Origin of the sequence: Ulvibacter litoralis (assembly GCF_900102055.1) — a bacterium.
Taxonomy (GTDB): domain Bacteria; phylum Bacteroidota; class Bacteroidia; order Flavobacteriales; family Flavobacteriaceae; genus Ulvibacter; species Ulvibacter litoralis.
This window is the reverse complement of sequence record NZ_FNBA01000002.1, coordinates 85,058-99,528: the sequence shown is the minus strand read 5'-3', so window position 1 is coordinate 99,528 and position 14,471 is coordinate 85,058. Positions and strand designations below refer to the sequence as shown.

14 protein-coding genes are annotated in these 14,471 nt (G+C 35.8%); 9 read left to right on the top strand and 5 right to left on the bottom strand.

From position 1 onward, the window contains the following. The first annotated feature begins 47 nt into the window (after nucleotides 1-47). The 8 genes from BLQ00_RS06465 (at nucleotide 48) to BLQ00_RS06430 (ending at nucleotide 10,083) form a co-directional block, all read left to right on the top strand. Nucleotides 48-1,820 carry an OstA-like protein gene (locus BLQ00_RS06465; protein WP_093142149.1) on the top strand — a complete coding sequence of 591 codons (1,773 nt, stop codon included), beginning with the start codon at nucleotides 48-50 and terminating at the stop codon, nucleotides 1,818-1,820. 23 nt (nucleotides 1,821-1,843) lie between these two features. Continuing rightward, on the top strand, nucleotides 1,844-3,037 hold the full coding sequence (locus BLQ00_RS06460; RefSeq protein WP_093142146.1) for an aspartate aminotransferase family protein: 1,194 nt from the start codon (nucleotides 1,844-1,846) through the stop codon (nucleotides 3,035-3,037). Between the two features lie 134 nt (nucleotides 3,038-3,171). Then, the gene (locus BLQ00_RS06455; protein ID WP_093142143.1) at nucleotides 3,172-4,572 is read left to right on the top strand and encodes a tetratricopeptide repeat protein; all 1,401 of its coding nucleotides are present in this window, start codon (nucleotides 3,172-3,174) and stop codon (nucleotides 4,570-4,572) included. A gap of 33 nt (nucleotides 4,573-4,605) precedes the next feature. Next, entirely contained in the window at nucleotides 4,606-5,577 is a 972-nt protein-coding gene (locus tag BLQ00_RS06450; RefSeq protein ID WP_093142141.1) for a DUF368 domain-containing protein, read from the top strand. After that, nucleotides 5,577-6,599: a DUF368 domain-containing protein gene (locus BLQ00_RS06445; protein WP_093142138.1), complete on the top strand. Its 1,023-nt coding sequence runs from the start codon at nucleotides 5,577-5,579 to the stop codon at nucleotides 6,597-6,599. The genes BLQ00_RS06450 and BLQ00_RS06445 overlap by 1 nt, the downstream gene beginning before the upstream one ends. Beyond that, nucleotides 6,592-7,323, top strand: a complete 732-nt coding sequence (locus tag BLQ00_RS06440) for a shikimate dehydrogenase family protein (RefSeq protein ID WP_093142136.1) — start codon at nucleotides 6,592-6,594, stop codon at nucleotides 7,321-7,323. Before BLQ00_RS06445 ends, BLQ00_RS06440 begins: the two co-directional genes overlap by 8 nt. Before the next feature lie 102 nt (nucleotides 7,324-7,425). Then, on the top strand, nucleotides 7,426-9,441 hold the full coding sequence (locus BLQ00_RS06435) for a DUF349 domain-containing protein (protein ID WP_093142133.1): 2,016 nt from the start codon (nucleotides 7,426-7,428) through the stop codon (nucleotides 9,439-9,441). A 15-nt stretch (nucleotides 9,442-9,456) separates the two neighbouring features. Then, nucleotides 9,457-10,083 carry a class I SAM-dependent methyltransferase gene (locus BLQ00_RS06430; protein ID WP_093142131.1) on the top strand — a complete coding sequence of 209 codons (627 nt, stop codon included), beginning with the start codon at nucleotides 9,457-9,459 and terminating at the stop codon, nucleotides 10,081-10,083. A gap of 4 nt (nucleotides 10,084-10,087) precedes the next feature. On the opposite strand, the gene mazG is transcribed toward BLQ00_RS06430, so the two are convergent. The 4 genes from mazG to ruvX form a co-directional block, all read right to left on the bottom strand. Then, complete coding sequence (gene mazG, locus BLQ00_RS06425; protein WP_093142129.1) at nucleotides 10,088-10,861, bottom strand: nucleoside triphosphate pyrophosphohydrolase; 774 nt, start codon at nucleotides 10,859-10,861, stop codon at nucleotides 10,088-10,090. A 236-nt stretch (nucleotides 10,862-11,097) separates the two neighbouring features. After that, entirely contained in the window at nucleotides 11,098-11,637 is a 540-nt protein-coding gene (locus BLQ00_RS06420; RefSeq protein WP_093142126.1) for a DUF5606 family protein, read from the bottom strand. A gap of 100 nt (nucleotides 11,638-11,737) precedes the next feature. Beyond that, nucleotides 11,738-12,328, bottom strand: a complete 591-nt coding sequence (gene def, locus BLQ00_RS06415) for a peptide deformylase (protein WP_093142123.1) — start codon at nucleotides 12,326-12,328, stop codon at nucleotides 11,738-11,740. Nucleotides 12,329-12,337: 9 nt separating this feature from the next. Then, on the bottom strand, nucleotides 12,338-12,748 hold the full coding sequence (ruvX, locus tag BLQ00_RS06410; RefSeq protein ID WP_093142121.1) for a Holliday junction resolvase RuvX: 411 nt from the start codon (nucleotides 12,746-12,748) through the stop codon (nucleotides 12,338-12,340). 96 nt (nucleotides 12,749-12,844) lie between these two features. Between ruvX and BLQ00_RS06405 the strand changes: the two genes are divergently transcribed. Then, on the top strand, nucleotides 12,845-13,660 hold the full coding sequence (locus BLQ00_RS06405) for a 2,3,4,5-tetrahydropyridine-2,6-dicarboxylate N-succinyltransferase (RefSeq protein ID WP_093142118.1): 816 nt from the start codon (nucleotides 12,845-12,847) through the stop codon (nucleotides 13,658-13,660). A 38-nt stretch (nucleotides 13,661-13,698) separates the two neighbouring features. Here the strand turns inward: BLQ00_RS06405 and BLQ00_RS06400 are convergent, their stop codons facing one another. Beyond that, the gene (locus BLQ00_RS06400; protein WP_093142115.1) at nucleotides 13,699-14,448 is read right to left on the bottom strand and encodes a lipopolysaccharide kinase InaA family protein; all 750 of its coding nucleotides are present in this window, start codon (nucleotides 14,446-14,448) and stop codon (nucleotides 13,699-13,701) included. Nucleotides 14,449-14,471: the final 23 nt, after the last annotated feature.

The window sequence follows — 14,471 nt, the reverse complement described above, 5'->3', positions numbered from 1 at the left end:
CAACATATTTTTTGAAACTATATAAAAACAGAAGCACCTTTCGTAGGATGTTAAGCAATGTCTTAACGACTAAGTCTGTGCTTCTTTTTTTTATTCTCTTCGGAAGTGTTCTTCATGCACAGCAAGATACGCTGAAGCAAAAAGTGGACATCAAATCTGGATACCTAGAAATTAAACCCGAATTACCAGACGCGATTATCTATACCAAAGATGCTGATGGACAGGTATACATTGTTCATGAAGGGGTTGAAATGTGGTGCGATCAAGCCTACGTGTATCTCAAAGACAACTTTGTAAAAGCCTACGGAAGCGTTCGCATTGCACAAGGAGATACCGTTCAAATGAATAGCAAGTACGCCGAATACAACGGAAACACACAATTTGCTTTTGCCAGTGGTGAAGTTGTAATGAAGAATCCGCAAACCACGCTAAAAACAGACACCCTTTATTTTGATCGTATCAAACAACAAGCCTATTACCGAACCGGCGGGACAGTTCGCGATACGGCTAGTACTTTAACTAGCCGAATTGGACGCTACTACGCAAATAGTAAAAAGTACCAGTTCTTATCTAAAGTGGTCATTAAAAACCCAAAATATACCGTAAATTCAGAGCAATTAGATTTTTATTCTGAAACGGGTGCTGCTTATTTATACGGAGAATCGACCATTGTAAGCGAAACTAGCACGGTATATTGCGAGCGTGGGTATTACGACACTAGAAACGACAACGGTTATTTTGTAAAAAATTCACGAGTAGATTACAACAACAGAATTTTATACGGAGACAGTATTTATTTTGATCGAAATCGAAGCTTTGCCTCCGCTACCAATAACATTAGAGTGTTAGATACGGTAAACAAAAGTTTGATCAAAGGCCATTACGCGGAAGTGTTTAGAGCCAAAGATTCTCTTTTTATCACCAAACGAGCAGTGGCAATTACATTAAGAGACAACGACTCCATTTACGTACACGCAGATACGCTACAAGTAACAGGAAAACCTGAAAATAGAGTGATAAAAGGGTTTCACAGAGCGCGTTTATTCAAGCAAGGAGCTCCAGGTGAAGAGCCTACAAGTGGAAAATGTGATTCTATTTATGTGTATCAAAAATCTGGGATTACGAAACTACTTCGAGAACCTGTACTTTGGGCTGGTGAAAACCAAATGACAGGTGATACCATTCATATTTTATCAGATACAAAAACTGAAAAACTAGATACTTTAAAAGTATTCAACAATGCTTTTTTGGTTCAGAAAGACAGTTTAGGCTACAATCAAGTAAAAGGAGAACGTCTTATCGGTTTGTTTACCAATAACGAGTTAGACACCGTGAATATCAATAAAAATGCAGAAGTCATTTACTATTCACGAAACGAGGAAAACGAATTGGTAGGCATAAATAACACAACATCTAGTTCCATTCAAATGTATTTGGAGCAACAGAAAATTTCTGGAATTCGATTTATAAAACAAGCTGACGGAAAAGTCTATCCCCCTTCAAAGTTTCCTGAAAATGCTCGGAAACTAACAGGTTTTCAATGGAGAGGTGACGAACGTTTGCTTCGGAAAGAGGATTTATTTAAAGGAAAACCTGCGCCAATACTTCCGAAGATACAAGGAATTCAATTACCTGAAGATGAAGGTGAATTTTTTGAAGACATTCCTGAAGATGAACTAAACATTCCTGAAGCTTCAAAATTAGGTCCGAAAAACTTTCAGAACAACCCTGACGACCCCAAGCCATTAACGCGCGATTCAGACGAAAACAGCGACGGCATACTTCCGAAGAAAGAAAATTCCGAAGAAAAAGAAAACTAAACACCTAATCCCTTTCTAATTGTATGAAAGATGATTTTTTCAAATACCAAACACAAACCAGTCCGCATCCTTTAGCGCTCGAAGTATCGCACGCCAAAGGGAGTTATATTTATACCACAGACGGAAAAAAACACTTAGATTTTGTGGCTGGCGTTTCAGCTTGCACTTTAGGACATTGTCATCCACGAGTTGTAAACGCTACCAAAGCGCAATTAGACTCGTATTTGCACGTGATGGTCTATGGTGAATACATTCAAGGACCCGCAGTTGCTTTAACAAAATTGCTCGCAAGTAAATTACCCGAAAGTTTACAAACTACCTACCTAGTTAATAGTGGTACTGAAGCCATTGAAGGCGCTTTAAAGTTAGCGCGAAGAGCGACAGGAAGAACGGAGTTATTGTATGCAAATCACGCATACCACGGAAACACCATGGGATCGATGAGCGTGATGGGCTTTGAAGAACGTAAAAATGCTTTCAAACCTTTGGTTCCAGAGTGCCACCCTATTCAGTTTAATTCGGTAGAAGATTTAGACAAGATCACTACTAAAACGGCGGGTGTTATTTTAGAAACCATTCAAGGAGGCGCGGGATTTATTTTTCCTGAGAATGATTATTTGAAAAAGGTAAAAGAAAAATGTGAGTCGGTAGGCGCTTTGCTTATTTTAGATGAAATTCAGCCAGGATTTGGTCGTACCGGAAAACTCTTCGGATTTCAACATTTTGACATAGTTCCCGACATATTGGTGATGGGAAAAGGAATGGGAGGCGGCATGCCGATTGGTGCTTTTACAGCTTCAGAAGGACTTATGACATTGTTACAAGACAATCCAAAATTAGGGCACATTACCACTTTTGGCGGAAATCCAGTGATTGCTGCCGCAGCACTCACAACCTTGCAAGAAATTACCGAAACTGATTTGATTCTGCAAACGCTTCAGAAAGAACAATACTTCAGAAAAAAACTAACACACCCACTAATTAAAGAAATCCGCGGAAAAGGATTGATGCTGGCACTCATTATGGATTCTGCGGAAATTGCTTCAGAAGTAATACTACAATGCAAAGAAAGAGGATTGATCTTATTTTGGCTCCTTTTTGAAGGTCGTGCCATTCGTATCACGCCTCCTTTAACCATTTCAGAAGAAGAAATTGCAGAAGGTTGTGCCATATTGACGGAAGTATTTGAAGAAGTATCTAAAAATACACACCTCTAAACCAACTGACTAACAGTGATTTAGACATGTAAAAGCCTGTTAATAACCGTGTTAACAACAATAACGGCATAACTATTGAACTTTAGCAATCATTAGTATCTTTAATAATAGAAGAAACAGTTAAACCGCTGCGTATGCAATTGACCCCTAACGAGCATAACAATTTCTCTCTTTCACGTTTTGAATCCATGCTTAAAACAAATAGCGTGCTTTTTTTCGACTCAGAAGAATTTGAAGAAATTATTCACCATTACCTTGAAAATGGAAAAATGTCTTTGGCAAAAAAGGCAACAAAGCTAGGACTAGAACAGCATCCTTCCGCTACAAATCTGAAATTGTTTCAAATTGAAATGTACATTTTTGAGAATCAGTTAGAAGTAGCTGAGAAGCTATTAGACGATTTGTACCTTTTAGAGCAATCGAACGAAGAAATTTACATTCAGAAAGCCAATATATTTTCACGTAAAGACGAGCATAAAAAAGCCATTCAACTTTTAGAAAAAGCACTTGAATTAACCAATGACGAATCGGATGTACTTTCCCTTATCGGAATGGAATATTTGTTTTTAGAAGATTTTGAAAATGCTAAAAGTTACTTCATGAAATGCATTGAAGCGGACGACAGTGACTATTCGGCGCTTTACAATGTGATTTATTGCTTCGAATTTTTAGAACAGAATGTTGAGGCCATCGACTATTTAAATGACTTTTTAAATAAAAGCCCGTACTGTGAAGTTGCTTGGCACCAAGTAGGAAAGCAGTATGTTATCTTAAAAGATTATAAAAAAGCATTAGCTGCTTTTGATTTCGCTATTATTAGCGATGATAAGTTTATAGGAGCCTACCTTGAAAAAGGAAAGGTCTTGGAAAAACTTAAACGCTATAACGATGCGATAGAAAGTTACACCATCACTTTAGGATTAGACGACCCTACCTCTTTCGCATTATTGCGAATTGGAAAATGTCATGAAAAACTTGGAAACGGCGATCTTGCATTGCAATTTTTCACAAAATGTGTGGAAGAAGACGCTTTATTAGACAAAGGCTGGATTGCGATTACAGATCACTATTGCAAAATTAAAAACTACAATAAAGCCCTATACTATATTGATAAAGCGCTTAGTATTGATAGTGAAAATGTGATGTATTGGAAGCGTTATGCTAAAATAAACAACAACTTAAGCCTTTTTGAAGAAGCTGAAGTAGGTTTTAGAAAAGCGTTAGAATTAGGGAATTATGAAATTGAAACTTGGCTTACACGCTGTGATATTTTAATAAAACTTGGCGAATTTGAAGCAGCTACAAACAACCTTTTTCAAGCTGCCGAATTTTACCCAGAATCTGCCGAAATTGAATACCGATTGGCAGGTGTATATTATTATTTAGCAGAAGAAACAAAAGGCGAATATCACCTTAAAAACGGGCTGAAATTTGAACCAGAATTCGCAATGATTCTTGAAGAATTATTTCCTTCGGTTTACGACATGCGATCGGTTAAAGAAATTATTAAAAAACACGAAAATCCTTCCCTTTAATTTACGTATTTTTGAGGGATAGACATTTATTTTATGCCATCCCGAAACTTATTACAATACCTTACCATAACCGCAAAAGGACTCGCAATGGGAGCAGCAGATGTTGTTCCTGGTGTCTCTGGCGGAACCATCGCATTTATTTCTGGCATCTATGAAGAACTCATAGAAACCATACACAAATTAGACATGGGCTTTTTGAAAATGTGGAAATCGGACGGATTTTCTACCGCATGGAAAAGCTATAATTTAAGTTTTCTACTCGCTTTATTTAGCGGTGTGGCTATTAGTATTCTTTCTTTAGCAAAAGTAATTACCTGGTTACTACACAATCACCCAATTATAGTTTGGTCTTTTTTCTTCGGACTTGTACTGGCTAGTATTTTATACGTTGGAAAACAAATCACAAAATGGAACTTAAAAGTAAGTGCAGCATTGCTCATCGCAACAGCATTATCGTATGCCATTACACTCGCCAAACCCATTGGAGACACCAATAGCACTTGGTTTTTATTTTTTGCAGGTTTCATTGCTATTATCGCCATGATTTTACCTGGAATCTCAGGGGCTTTTATCCTTCTATTACTCGGTGCTTACAAGTCCATTATAGGTACTATTACCCAATTAGGAGACGGAATTTCAAAATTAAACTGGGAGTTATTCTCATCAGCATTATTAAAAATAGCAATCTTCGGAATAGGAGCTATTGTTGGCTTAAAGGTCTTCTCTCGCGTTTTAAACTGGATGTTTGCCCATCATAAAAATTTAATATTAGCCGTATTAACAGGTTTTATGATTGGTGCACTAAATAAAATATGGCCTTGGAAAGAGGTATTAGAATACAGAATAAGTCATTCAGGTGAGAAAGTTCCATTTTTAGAACGAAGTGTTTTACCTTCCAATTATGCTGAAGAGCCCTTAATACTTTATGCTATTATATTCATGGTATTAGGCTTTCTAAGTATTTTTATACTGGAAAAACTCGCTGTAGCTAAAAAAGAACCTTAATGTACGAAAACCGTTCATTTTCAGATAAGGTATGGCTAGTGCTCAAAGGATTGGCAATGGGAGCTGCAAATAAAGTTCCTGGCGTGTCTGGTGGTGTGGTTGCTTATGTAGCAGGTTTTTATGAAGAATTTATTTATTCCCTTCAGAAAATAAACAAAAAAGCCTTTGCGCTACTTATCAATGGACGTTTTAAAAGTTTTTCGAAATACATAAACGGGCGATTTTTAGGCTTGCTACTACTAGGAATGGTGATTAGTTACTTCAGTGTTTCTAAAATACTAGATTACTTAATTGTTCATTACGAGCAGTATGTTTGGAGTGCTTTCTTCGGAATGATTATAGGCTCGATTTATTTTATCGCAAAAGATTTTGGCGAATGGAGCCGAAAGTACATCGCCTATTTACTCTGCGGAATTATTGTAGGCGTAAGTATTAGTTTTTTAGAACCCGCTAAAGAAAATAGCAACCTTATTTTTGTGTTTTTCTGCGGAATAATAGGCGTCTCCGGAATGACGCTCCCAGGATTGTCAGGGTCCTTTATCCTCATACTTCTTGGAAATTACGTACTCTTATTAGTAGACGCCGTAAATGCTTTATCAGATACCTTTTCAGATATAATACTCGCAGACTTTAGTTTTGTAAACAACCCTGAACGAGTTGAATTATTAAAAGTTTTAGTTGTTTTCTCTCTTGGTTCTTTAACTGGATTGGTTTTTTTATCGCATGTTTTAGGCTACGTTTTAAAAAAATTCAAGAAAGCCACCAATGCTGTTATTATTGGCTTTATAGCGGGATCGCTAGGTGTTGTTTGGCCTTGGAAACTGAAAATACTCAAGTACGATTCAAATGGAAACCAACTATTTGACGCGAACGGAAGAGAAATAATCTATGGGTATGATCGCTATTTCCCATCGGAATTATCTTACGAGACAATTCTTGCGATTTTATTTATTTTCGCTGGTATAATCATAGTACTCAGCTTAGACTGGTACCAAAAACTAAGATCTCACCAAAATGGCTAAATACGGACTTATTGGAAAAGATATTGGATACTCCTTTTCAAAAACCTTCTTCACTGCAAAATTTGAACACGAAAAAAGAACAGACTCCTACGTAAACTTCGATGTAGGGTCCATTTCAAACTTATGTGATATTATCACAAAAAACGAAGACCTCAAAGGTTTAAATGTTACCATACCATACAAAGAAGCTGTCATTCCATTATTAGATAGAATTGACAAAGAAGCTAAAAAAATAGGGGCCGTCAACACTATTAAAATTAATCGAGACGGAAAACTAATAGGCTATAACACCGATAATTATGGATTTGCCAAAGCTCTAGCAGATTTCTTACCCATTAAAGAAAAAACAGCCCTAATATTAGGTACTGGAGGTGCTTCAAAAGCAATTGCTTACGTGTTAGAAACAATGGGGTTTACGTACCGTTTTGTATCGAGAAAAAAAACAAATGAAAATTTAACCTATTCAAATTTAGATCGCAATGTAATGGTAAGTCATTATCTCATTATTAATTGCACACCATTAGGTACTTTCCCTAATACTCACGAATTACCAAACATTCCATATCAATACCTCACCAAAGATCATGTACTCTTCGATTTAATTTACAATCCGAGAGAAACAGAATTTTTAAAAATGGGATATGCCAAAGGGGCACGTGTTACAAACGGGTTCAAAATGCTTGAACATCAGGCTAAAAAGTCCTGGTCCATCTGGAAATCTTAAAATTTGTATAAATATCCTCTAAAAATCGCTGTGAACTTTGTTGTTTGCAGAGTTGTTAGTATCTTGACCATCTAAGATATAAGAACTTTAACATTGAAATAAATGTCTGACGAGAACTCAAACAAAGCTGAAGAAATAGAAAAAACTTCAGAAGAAAACAAAAAAGCTGAAAATTTGGTTACTGAAACACCTTCTGAAACCGAAGTAGAAGCAACACCTTCTGAAGCACCAATAACAGCTTCAGAAAAAAAAGAAGAAACTCCAAAAGAGGCTGTCGATCCTTCTGAAACTGATACAGCAACTACAGAAGTTACAGATACTTCCGAAGAAACGATAGAAGACGAAGAAGAAGTTGCCTCCTCAGACGATGAAGAAAGTGATGATGACATTGAAGAAAAAGCACAAAAGGATTACCATACACTTACTCCAAAGCAACTCATTACAGAATTAGAGACACTCCTAAAAACAAAATCCATTCAGGAACTGAAACATGACGTTGAAGAAATTCGTACCGAGTTTAACGCTAAGTTTCAGGATGAATTAGAGCATAAAAAAGAAGAGTTTTTAGCCGAAGGAGGAAATATTATAGACTTCCACTACTCTACACCCGATAAAAAAACATTCAATTCTCTTTATTTCGATTACAAAGAAAAGCGCAATAGCCATTATAAAAATCTTAAAATGGATTTACAGGCGAATCTTGACAAAAGAAATGAGCTTATTGAAGAATTGAAAGGTTTGCTAAATGCAGAAGAAAATATAAATACAACCTACAAGCATTTTAAAGAAATTCAAGAAAAATGGCATGTTGCTGGTGCAATTCCGAGAGACAAATACAATATTGTTTGGAATACCTACCATCATCATGTTGAGAATTTTTATGACTTTTTACATTTAAACAGAGAGTTTAGAGATTTAGACTTTAAACACAATCTTGAGCAAAAGTTAAAGCTTATTGTTCGTGCCAACGAATTAGCTCAAGAAGCCGATGTTAATAAAGCTTTCCGCGAATTACAAATGTTGCATAAAATGTGGAAAGAAGACATTGGACCTGTTGCTAAAGAGTATCGTGATGATGTTTGGGACAAGTTTAGTGAAGCTACAAAAGTAATTCACGACAAACGATTTGAACTATTAAAAGAAGAAGAGGCATCCTACGATAAAAATTACGAAGCTAAAAAGGAACTAATCGCTAAAATAAAAGAGGTGGTTTCTACTACAAAACCAAGTCATCAAGGTTGGCAAAACGCAATTAAAAAAGTACAAGAATTACGTGACGCTTATTTTGAAACTGGAAAAGTCCCTCGTGCTAAGAATAAAGAAATTTGGAACGAATTTAAAGAAGCAACCAGGCTTTTTAATCACGAGAAAAACAGCTTCTATAAAAACCAAAAGAAAGAACAATACACCAATCTAGAAAAGAAACGAGAGCTTATTAAAATCGCTGAAGAAAATAAAGACAGTGACGATTTTGAAACAGTGACTCCGTTAATGAAGAAAATCCAGAACGATTGGAGAAAAATTGGTCACGTTCCTAGAAAAGATAGCGACAAGATTTGGAAAAAATTTAAAGCCTCTTGTAATCATTATTTTGACAGAATTAATGCTCAAAAAAATGAAGCTAATAAAGAGGAAATGGCTAATTATGACACCAAAAAAGCCTTTTTAGAAAATCTTTCTAGTTTCGAATTAACCGGTGACCATAAAACTGATATTACCAATATTAAAGGGAAAATTTCAGAATGGAAAGAATTGGGTCGTGTACCGTATAACAAGAAAAGTATCGAGCAAGATTTCAATAAAGCATTAGACGGTCTTTTTGGTAAATTAGATTTAGGCAAAAAAGAATCTGAGCTTATTAAATTTGAAAATAAACTCAATTCGATGGTTTCGCAAGAAGACGATCGAAAACTTCAAAACGAGCAATTTTTCATCTCTAAGAAAATTGAAGAAAGTAAAAATGAAATTCGTCAGTTAGAAAATAACTTAGGTTTCTTTCAAAATGTAGATTCTAATAATCCATTGGTAAAAGACGTACATACAAATATTGCGCGTCACAAAGAGCAATTGGAAGTTTGGAAAGCAAAACTTTCTAAGATTAGAGCTGCACGCCAATAATATTAAACAAAAACAATGTGCCCTCTCTGTCACGATACTTCTATAAAAGAGTTTTGTAACAGTGGGGGTATTTTATTTCTACAATGCAGCATGTGTGATTTGGTGTTTAAACACTCGTCGCACTTCCCTTCAACCGAAGCCGAGAAAAAAAGGTATTTACAGCATCAAAACGATGTAAACGACACCAACTACCAAGACTTTGTAGCACCGATTGTAACTCGTATTTTTCAGCAGCAGCCCCAAACAGCTATCGGATTAGATTTTGGTGCAGGCCCAGGACCAGTTATCGCAAAACTATTAAAAGACAAAGGCTATTCAATTACGCTATACGACCCTTTTTTCTACCCTGAAAAAGAGTCTTTGCATGCTACCTATGATTTTATAATATGTAGTGAAGTAATGGAACATTTTAGTTCGCCCAATAAAGAATTTAAATTGCTTCGGAACCTTTTAAAACCTAACGGAAAATTATATTGTATGACGCAATTACTTCCGAAGAAAGAGAATTTTGGAAACTGGTATTACAAAAATGACAGCACACATGTAGTTTTTTATTCGGAAAGAAACTTAACCTGGATAAAAGAACACATGGATTTTTCTTCCCTAACGGTGGAAGGGAATGTAGTTGTATTTAAACAGTAAGTCGCTAGATTTTTTTCGCTTCTTCCCAATATACATCCATTTCGGCAAGAGTCATTTCGTCCATCGATTTACCCAATTCTTTTGCTTTGCCTTCTAGGTATTGAAAACGCTTGATAAACTTCTTGTTTGTGCGTTCTAAGGCGTTTTCAGGGTCTACTTTAAGAAAACGTGCGTAGTTAATCATAGAGAATAAAACATCACCAAACTCAGCTTCTATGGCCTCCTTGTTGTTTTCAGAAACCTCATATTGCAACTCTTCTAATTCTTCTTGTAATTTTTCAAAAACTTGTTGTGGTTCTTCCCAATCAAACCCTACTCCCGCAACTTTATCTTGAATTCTATTTGCTTTTACCAATGCTGGAAGCGATTTTGGAACACCCTCTAAAACGCTTGTTTTTCCTTCTTTTAGTTTTAAATTTTCCCAGTTCTTTTTCACATCCTCTTCATTTTCAACAACTACGTCTCCATAAATATGGGGATGTCTAGAAATAAGCTTTTCGCATATTTCATTACACACATCGGCAATATCAAAATCGTTGGTTTCACTTCCTATTTTTGCGTAAAAAACAATATGTAATAATACATCACCTAATTCCTTTTTGACCTCTTCTAGATCTTTTTCTAAAATAGCATCTCCCAACTCATACGTCTCTTCAATGGTTAAGTGTCGGAGCGTTTCCATGGTTTGTTTTTTATCCCAAGGACATTGCTCACGCAACTCATCCATAATGGTTAACAAACGGTCAAACGCCTTCAGTTGGTTTTCTCTAGAATTCATAGTAATTGGGTATCGGTGCTAAAAACAAAGCTACAAGAATTCTTTATTTTAAAGGAACGGAGAACGAAAATGATTTACAAAAATCCCTTAAAAAGAAAAAAGGTAGGAGTATACACTCCTACCTTTTTTATGATAATTAAAAGAACTTGACTACTGCGCAAAAGCAGCACTACATTAAATTCTCTTACAATTATTGAATATTGTTCGCTAAACCGTATTTGCTTTACAGTTACAAATTATTTCTTTCTAGCCGCTGTACTTTTAGCTGCAGCTCCTTTTTTAGAAGAGGATGCTTTAGGCGATGTACTTTTTGGAGCTACCGTTTTAGCTGCGCCTCCTTTTTTAGGATCTGCCTTTTCTTTTTTAGTTTCTTCAGCAACTTCTTCTTTTTCAGAAAAATCAGTCACACCATTTTTTACAAGTAAATTGTACCATTGCACTACTTTCTTGATATCACTAGCATATACTCTGTCTTCGTCGTAATCTGGCAATACTGAAAAGAAATATTCTTCTAGTTCGTCTTTTGAAACTTTATGGTTTATAGCTTCTTTTCCGTTTTCTTTTTCAGAAATCTTCAAGAAAACCTCACGTAAAGGCAATTCTTCAGTAAGTGTGTAGATTGCAATTTCAGAAAGTAAACTTACATTGTGTCTTCCTCCTACGCTAATCTTTTTACCATCAAGTAATGATTCTGCTAAAAAACCAGATCTAGTTTGTGTTGTTAACTTGTACAATCCTGGTTTTCCCGAAATAGATAATATTTTTTCTAAACTCATATAATGAAATTCTATTATAATTTTTTATTGACCAAAAACAACGCTGTGTTTTTTTAGTTGGTCGCAAATATCTTTGGTTTGATTGAAATTACCAAACGTGTTAACGTTTCTTTTTAGCATTTGGAAAACGCATGCGATAATCGACACCTACTTTTCCTTTTGAAATGTTACTTAGCTTTCCTTTTATCAAACGTTTTTTAAGTGGCGATAGTTTATCGGTAAACAAAATTCCTTCAATATGATCGTACTCATGTTGAATAATTCTAGCTGCCATCCCTGAAAAAGTATCTGTATGCTTTTTGAAGTTTTCATCTTCATATTCAATCACAATATCAGGTTGTCTAAATACATCTTCCCGAACGTCTGGAATACTTAAACAACCTTCATTAAACGCCCACTCTTCCCCTTTTTCCTCAAGGATAGTAGCGTTTATAAACACTTTTTTGAAAGTTTCAAGTTCTTTACATTCTTCTTCAGTTAAATCTTCATCATCAGCAAAAGGAGACGCATCTACTATAAATAATCGGATAGGAACTCCAACCTGAGGCGCAGCAATACCAATACCACTTGAGGCATACATCGTATCAAACATATTTTCTATGAGCGCATCCAATTTTGGATAGTCCTTATCTATAATTGTTCCTTTTTTTCGTAAAACTGGATCGCCGTAAGCGACAATTGGTAAAATCATTCGTGTATGCTATTTGTTGTATAAATATTCTTGTAAAATGATCGTAGCACTTATTTCATCAATCAACGCTTTATTTCTACGTTGCTTCTTTTTAAGTCCGCTATCAATCATTGTTTGAAACGCCATCTTACTGGTGTAACGTTCGTCTACCCTTTTCATTTCCATTGTTGGAAATGCGTTGGCAAACTGTTTTAAAAATTTCTGAATTTCAACCTCAACATCGGACGGACTCCCATCTTTCTGTTTGGGCTCGCCTACCAATACTAATTCAACTTTTTCCGAAGCAATATATTGCTTCAAAAAAGCAATTAATGTCTTAGTCTCAACCGTTGTTAAACCTGAAGCTATAAGCTGTAATTCGTCAGTAGTAGCTATTCCTGTTCGTTTTGTACCGTAATCAATTGCTAAAATTCGTCCCATTTTCGCTGCAAAAATACAGCATTACTAAATACTATGCTAAAAATGGACACTTTATTGAAAGTGAGGTTTTATATTTGTATAAATTTTTACTGAAACATGACACACTTACAAGAACGTATAGAAAAAGCTTGGGACGATCGCTCCCTATTAACAGACCCTGAAACAATCGCTGCTATTAGAGAAGTTGTTCGTCTTTGTGATGAAGGTACACTTCGCTGTGCACAACCAACAGCAAACGGTTGGCAGGTAAATGAATGGGTAAAGAAAGGAATTGTTTTGTATTTCCCTATTCAGAAAATGGAAACATTAGAAGCAGGTATTTTTGAATACCACGATAAAATTCCATTAAAAAGAGGATACGAAGCCAAAGGAATTCGCGTAGTACCAAACGCTGTTGCACGTCATGGAGCTTATATTTCTAAAGGAGTTATTTTAATGCCTAGTTATGTAAATATTGGCGCGTATGTAGATGAAGGCACCATGGTCGATACATGGGCAACCGTTGGAAGCTGTGCACAAATCGGTAAAAACGTACACCTTAGTGGCGGTGTAGGTATTGGTGGAGTGCTAGAGCCGTTACAGGCAGCTCCCGTTATTATTGAAGACAATTGCTTTATAGGTTCTCGTTGCATTGTAGTAGAAGGCGTTCGTGTTGAAACGGAAGCTGTTTTAGGTGCAAATGTTGTACTTACAGCCTCTACAAAAATTATCGACGTTACCGGCGACACTCCTGTAGAACGAAAAGGATTGGTTCCTGCACGTTCTGTTGTGATTCCTGGTAGCTATACTAAAAAGTTTGCTGCGGGCGAATTTAATGTGCCTTGTGCTTTAATTATTGGAACTCGAAAAGAAAGCACAAACAAAAAGACGTCATTAAACGATGCGCTTAGAGAATACGATGTAGCGGTTTAATGTAATTATAAACTGAAAGAGTATAGATAAGACGGAGGTTAACGCTTCCGTCTTCTTAGTTTTTTGGAGTTTACTTTATGCTGAAAGTGACGACTATGTCTTACCAATAACGTATGAGTTTCATCGTACGAACTTCCATACAATATTGAATACGCCTCTGCCAAAATACGTATCATCGTTTTAGACAACCAAAGTCTGCGTAAATTATGCATCCTTTTATCCAAGTTTAACGGTTCAAAAGTCATCCTATTTAGATCGATCAAGTAAAACTCATACGTTCCGTCTTCTGTTTTTTTAATCAACGTATTTCCTGGTGAATGATCTAAAAAATTGATGTTATTCTCGTGCAACTGATAACTGAAGGCTGCAAATTGTTTTAAAATTTCTTTTCGGTCTGGAAACCTAGGCTGGTGAATTAAATCGCGAAAGTCGAAATCGTAAGCTACATGCTTACTAATGTAGTAGCTCTCCTTCAACCCAGCTGAAAAAGTTTCAGAATAGCCTACAGGAAAAGGAGTTTTGATGTTGCAATCAATCAATTTTGTAGCATACTCAAAAGACCGTTTTGCCTTACTTTTCCGAAGAAACTGATACACAAAACCTTGAAATACATTAGGCGTCTTAAATTTTTTAATATTGAACGTCTCACCTTCAATAGTCACTTTTTTAATGACATTCCGTTCTCCCTGTGTTACATACTCGCCCATTTCTGAAAAATGTTTAATAGCATCTTTCAAAAGTGGTTTTAAAGATTCGTAATTTTTATGGACAACAAAAGTTGAATGCATTTTTTATTTTATTAACTTCAAAA

Excerpts from the sequence above, each read along its gene's own strand:
- BLQ00_RS06450 (WP_093142141.1), top strand. The coding sequence starts at position 4,606 with ATGCCATCCCGAAACTTATTACAATACCTTACCATAACCGCAAAAGGA.
- def (WP_093142123.1), bottom strand. The coding sequence starts at position 12,328 with ATGATTTTACCAATTGTCGCTTACGGCGATCCAGTTTTACGAAAAAAA.
- ruvX (WP_093142121.1), bottom strand. The coding sequence starts at position 12,748 with ATGGGACGAATTTTAGCAATTGATTACGGTACAAAACGAACAGGAATA.
- BLQ00_RS06465 (WP_093142149.1), top strand. The coding sequence starts at position 48 with ATGTTAAGCAATGTCTTAACGACTAAGTCTGTGCTTCTTTTTTTTATT.
- BLQ00_RS06400 (WP_093142115.1), bottom strand. The coding sequence starts at position 14,448 with ATGCATTCAACTTTTGTTGTCCATAAAAATTACGAATCTTTAAAACCA.
- BLQ00_RS06405 (WP_093142118.1), top strand. The coding sequence starts at position 12,845 with ATGACACACTTACAAGAACGTATAGAAAAAGCTTGGGACGATCGCTCC.
- BLQ00_RS06420 (WP_093142126.1), bottom strand. The coding sequence starts at position 11,637 with ATGAGTTTAGAAAAAATATTATCTATTTCGGGAAAACCAGGATTGTAC.
- BLQ00_RS06460 (WP_093142146.1), top strand. The coding sequence starts at position 1,844 with ATGAAAGATGATTTTTTCAAATACCAAACACAAACCAGTCCGCATCCT.
- BLQ00_RS06445 (WP_093142138.1), top strand. The coding sequence starts at position 5,577 with ATGTACGAAAACCGTTCATTTTCAGATAAGGTATGGCTAGTGCTCAAA.
- BLQ00_RS06435 (WP_093142133.1), top strand. The coding sequence starts at position 7,426 with ATGTCTGACGAGAACTCAAACAAAGCTGAAGAAATAGAAAAAACTTCA.
- BLQ00_RS06430 (WP_093142131.1), top strand. The coding sequence starts at position 9,457 with ATGTGCCCTCTCTGTCACGATACTTCTATAAAAGAGTTTTGTAACAGT.
- mazG (WP_093142129.1), bottom strand. The coding sequence starts at position 10,861 with ATGAATTCTAGAGAAAACCAACTGAAGGCGTTTGACCGTTTGTTAACC.
- BLQ00_RS06440 (WP_093142136.1), top strand. The coding sequence starts at position 6,592 with ATGGCTAAATACGGACTTATTGGAAAAGATATTGGATACTCCTTTTCA.
- BLQ00_RS06455 (WP_093142143.1), top strand. The coding sequence starts at position 3,172 with ATGCAATTGACCCCTAACGAGCATAACAATTTCTCTCTTTCACGTTTT.